This is a genomic window from Hymenobacter coccineus, from assembly GCF_001816125.1.
GTDB classification, from domain to species: Bacteria; Bacteroidota; Bacteroidia; order Cytophagales; family Hymenobacteraceae; genus Hymenobacter; species Hymenobacter coccineus.
Genome location: NZ_MDZA01000179.1, coordinates 1 through 4,493, shown reverse-complemented (window position 1 = coordinate 4,493; position 4,493 = coordinate 1). Strand labels below are relative to the sequence as shown.

Genomic DNA, 4,493 nt, shown 5'->3' with positions numbered 1-4,493 from the left:
GGCGCAGGCGGTCGGCCTGGCCATCGAGCAGCCCGCACAGGATGTCGCGCACGGCCGCGGGGGCGGCGTCGGCCGCGGGCCGGGTGCCGAGGTACGCCACCGAGTCGTCGATGAGGGCCAGGCGCAGCTCCTGCTGCTCCAGGGTTTGCACGCCGGGCGCATCTTGCACGTGCAGGCGGCGCACAAACCAGGGCAGCGTGAGGCCCTGCACCACCAGGGTGAAGAGGATGACCACGAACGTGATGCACAGCACCACGTTGCGCAGCGGAAACGGCTGGCCGCCCGCCACCGCCAGGGGCAGGGCCAGCGCCGTGGCCAGCGACACCACCCCGCGCATGCCCGCCCACGAGGTGATGAACAGGGCCCGCATGGGTACTGGCGTGGCCTCGCGCCGCCGCCAGCCGTGGATGAACGCCATTAGAAACGCCACTGGAAACACCCAGCCCAGCCGGATGGCCACCGCCACCACGCTGATGAGCAGGCCGTAGCCCACGGTGGGCAGCCAGGCGTGGGGCCCCAGCCCCGTAAACACCGTGCGCAGCTGCAACCCAATGAGGATGAACACCAGGCCGTTCAGCAAAAAGCCGAACACCTGCCAGAAACTGTTGTTTTGGAGGCGGGCGCGGTTGTCGTAAATCTCGTGCGAGCGCCGCGAAATGACGAGGCCCATGAACACCACCGCCAGCACCCCCGAAGCGCCCAGCCGCTCGGCCAGCAGGTAAGCCACGTAGGGCACCAGCAGCGTCACGGCCGTGGCCAGCGTGGGCTGGGCCAGGCGGCGCTGCACCGCCGCCACGGCCCAGCCCAGCGCCAGGCCGATGAGGGCCCCGCCGCCGGCCACCAAAAAGAACTGCCCCGCCGCGTCCCAAAACGCAAACGTGCCGCTCACCACCGCCGCCACCGCGTAGCGGTAGGCAATGAGGGCCGAGGCGTCGTTGACGAGGCTTTCGCCGGCCAGGATGGCGGTGATTTTTTTGGGTATGCCCAGCCCCTGCGTCACGCTGGTAGCGGCCACGGCGTCGGGCGGCGCCACAATGGCCCCCAGCACAAAGCCCAGCGGCCAGCTAAACCCGGGAATAAAAAAGTGCGCAATGGCCGCCACCGCCGTGGTCGTGACCAGCACCAGGCCCACGGCCAGCAGCGAAATCTCGCGCTGGTAGGCCACGAAGTCGTGCCACGACATGTTGAAGCTGGCCTCGTAGAGCAGCGGCGGCAGAAACAGCAGAAACACCACGTCGGGGCTGAGCACCACGGCCCGCAGCGGCAGCAGCGCCAACAAGCCCCCGGCCGCCACCAGCAGCACCGGGTAGGGCAGCTTGAGGCGCGGCGCCACCGCAGACAGCCCCACCAGCAGGGCCAACAGAAAGATGACGGGTTCGAGCTGGCTCATTGGCCGCTAAACTAAACGCTGCGCGCCGGTGCACCGCCGCCGGGGCCCCTGGTGGGCCCCGGCGGGCCCGGCTGCGTATGCAGGCCATGCAATCCTTCGCGCACCTTTTCACCTGGGTTGGCCTGCTGGCCGCGGCCCTGTCGGGCCTCACATTTTTCCCGCAGGTGGTGCACACCTGGCAGAAGCGCTCGGCGCAGGGCCTCTCGGGCTCGATGCTCGCGGTGGGCGGGGCCAGCATGGCGCTGTGGCTGGCCTACGGGGCCTACACCCGCAGCGTGCCCATCCTGCTGGGCAACGGCTGCAACCTGTTTTTTACGCTGGTGCTGGTGTATTTCAAGTGGCGCTACCGGGCCGCCCCGCCCGTGGCCCCGGCCACCCCACGCCCCGGCGGCGGCTAGTGGAAGGTGCCGTTGTGCCCGTGGTCCTCGTCGTCATCCCCATGGTCATGGTCGTGATAGTCGTGGTCGTGGTGATGGCCGGCGTTGGGCTTGCCGAAGTAGTTGAGCAGCGTGCCGCCGGCGTAAAATGCTAGCCAGCACACGTACAGCCAACTAAAGCCCACCGGCACGCGCCCCACAAACACCGCCAGGATGACGTGGGCCCCGGCGCTCATCAGCAGCCCGGTGATGGCCACGAACTGGAAGCTGTTGAGGGCAGAGGGGCGGTAGAGTTTGGAGAAGTCCATGGCGGGCACAAGTGAAAACGACCGGGTTTGTTTGGCCACCCGGGGCCCCGGCGCGGGCCCGGGCCTACAAAAATAGGGCCCCCGGGGCCGCGCGCCGGCCGGGCGGCAACGCAACCGCGCCGGGGGCGTACACCCTGTAGTTTCCTCTCATCCTCATCTACCTACCCTTCTTATGATACTTGACAGCCTCTTCGGAACCGACGACGACCAGAAAGAACCGCAATCGGCCCGCGACGTGCCGCAGAACGAGCAGCAGCAGAAAGAAAAAGAATACAAAGCCGACCAGAGCAACGGCAAAGAAGAGAACGACGCCTCGGCCGCCCGCTACACCGGCGCCCACGGCTACACCCAGCGCTCCGACCAGAAGGACCAGCTCGAAAACCTGCACATCGGGGGCTCGGAAAGCACGCCCCAGGGCGGCACCGAGCACGACGAGGCCAACGAGCAGCAGCAGGGCCCCGGCTTCGGAGTCGAGGGCAGCTACGAACTGGACCATGACGTGCGGACCAAGGAGCAAAAGTTTGGCGAAGACGCCCCCAGCGGCCCCGCCAAGAAGATCCAGGACATGTAGTTCTCAATATCTGAACAACAGAAAGGCCTTTCCCACGCGGGAAAGGCCTTTCTGTTGTTGGCGATGGTCTGAAACGGCGTGGTCCGGCGAATTGCCCGCAGGGCTTCGTCGGGCCACTCTTGCTAAAGAACAGCGGCCCTAGGCAATCGTGAGAGTGGCCCGACGACGAAAAAAGTCGCCGGACCACCCCGTTGCAGACCATCACCGGCTGTTTTAATAAAGTAGTGCAGGGGCCCCAACGGCAACCTGCTGCACCCTCAAACCGGGCCCTAAGCCCCCGCCGCGGGGCCCCCGAAGCGGCGGCCGAACAGGAAAAACACTGGTAGCCCCAGCGCCACCAGGCCCAGGCCGCGGCGCGAATACTCGGCCGTGTCGGGGGCGATGAGCAGCACGATGCAGAAGGTGGAGGCCAGGACGATGTAAATGAGCGGCACCACCGGGTAGCCCCAGGCGCGGTAGGGGCGGGGCGCATCGGGCCGGGTGCGGCGCAGCACGAAGATGCCCACGATGGTGACCACGTAAAACAAAATCACGGCGAACATCACGTAGTTGAGCAGCTGGCCGTAACTGCCGCTCAGGCACAGCAGGCTGGCCCACGCGCACTGGGCCCACAGCGCCCGGGCGGGCACCCCGGCGGGGTTGAGGCGGGCCAGGCCGGGAAAAAACAGGCCGTCCTTGGCCATGGCAAAGTAGGCCCGCGCCCCGCTCAGGATGATGCCGTTATTGGCCCCGAACGTGCTGAGCATAATGAGGATAGCCATGACGTAGGCCCCCGGGGCCCCCAGCACCGATTCGGCCACGGCGGTGGCTACCCGGTCGTCCTTGGCGTACATGATGCCGCGCCCGGCCACGGTGGCCGCATCGGGCGAGCCGGCCAGCGGCAGCACCAGCAAGTACACGATGTTCAGCAAAATGTAGAGGGCCGTAACGATGCCCGTGCCGATGACCATGCTGCGCACCAGGGTGCGCTCGGGGTTCTGGATTTCCTCGCCCGCAAAGCCGATGTTGTTCCACGAATCGGAGGAAAACAGCGAGCCCGACATGGCCATGCCGATGGCAATAACCAGGGCCCCTGCGCTCAGCGGCAGGGCCGGGCCTCCCGCGGCGGGGTAGCGCGCGGCGGCCCACACGTCGTGGAAGTTGGCCTGCACCGCGGCGTGGTTGAGGCCCAGCGCCACCCCGAACACGATGAGCAGCGCCAGCGCCACCAACTTGGTGCTGCCCAGCACGTTCTGGATGAGCTTGCCCGTGCGCACGCCCTGCGCGTTCAGGGCCGTGATGCCCACAATCAGCAAAATGGCCACCACTTGGGCGCTGCTAATCGCCAGGGGCCCCACGGTGAACAGCACGTTCGCCACGCTCGACCACGGCCAGAGCACGCCCAGAAACTTGGCGAAGGCCACGGCCACGGCCGCAATCACGCCGGTTTGGATGACGAGAAACAGCGTCCAGCCGTAGAGGAACGCCACCAGCCGCCCGAAGGCCTCGCGCAGGTACACGTACTGCCCGCCCACCTTGGGGAACATGGCCGCCAGCTCGCCGTAGCTCACGGCGCCGGCCGTGGTGATGAGGCCGGTGATGAGCCAGACCACCAGCAGCCAGCCAGCCGTGCCCACCTGCCGGGCAATGTCGGCCGAAACGATGAAGATGCCCGAGCCAATCATGCTGCCCGTGACGAGCATGATGGCGTCGAACAGCGTGAGGGCCCGCTGGAAATGGGGCTGGGAAGTGGGCGTAGCGTCGGCCATAGAAAAGCGGAAACGGAATTAAGCCGGCAAGCTACGCGCTGGCGGCGGCAAAGCCCGGGGCCCAACGCGGGCCGCGGCGCATCTTTTGGGGGCGGGGCA

At 67.1% G+C, this 4,493-nt stretch carries 5 protein-coding genes; 2 read left to right on the top strand and 3 right to left on the bottom strand.

Features of this window, described 5'->3' with window-relative positions:
- The coding region (locus BEN49_RS11650; protein ID WP_070743584.1) for a Na+/H+ antiporter at positions 1-1,390 on the bottom strand (1,390 nt) is incomplete at its 3' end.
- A gap of 86 nt (positions 1,391-1,476) precedes the next feature.
- Between BEN49_RS11650 and BEN49_RS11645 the strand changes: the two genes are divergently transcribed.
- On the top strand, positions 1,477-1,788 hold the full coding sequence (locus BEN49_RS11645; protein WP_070743589.1) for a SemiSWEET family sugar transporter: 312 nt from the start codon (positions 1,477-1,479) through the stop codon (positions 1,786-1,788).
- Here BEN49_RS11645 and BEN49_RS11640 read toward each other — a convergent pair.
- Positions 1,785-2,075 (bottom strand): hypothetical protein, encoded by a 291-nt coding sequence (locus tag BEN49_RS11640; RefSeq protein WP_125916781.1) that lies wholly within the window; start codon positions 2,073-2,075, stop codon positions 1,785-1,787. The two genes, BEN49_RS11645 and BEN49_RS11640, sit on opposite strands and share 4 nt — an antisense overlap.
- Positions 2,076-2,247: 172 nt before the next feature.
- Between BEN49_RS11640 and BEN49_RS11635 the strand changes: the two genes are divergently transcribed.
- Complete coding sequence (locus tag BEN49_RS11635) at positions 2,248-2,646, top strand: hypothetical protein (RefSeq protein ID WP_083326014.1); 399 nt, start codon at positions 2,248-2,250, stop codon at positions 2,644-2,646.
- Between the two features lie 269 nt (positions 2,647-2,915).
- Here the strand turns inward: BEN49_RS11635 and BEN49_RS11630 are convergent, their stop codons facing one another.
- Positions 2,916-4,394, bottom strand: coding sequence for an APC family permease (locus tag BEN49_RS11630; RefSeq protein ID WP_070743579.1), 1,479 nt, complete (start codon positions 4,392-4,394; stop codon positions 2,916-2,918).
- Positions 4,395-4,493: the final 99 nt, after the last annotated feature.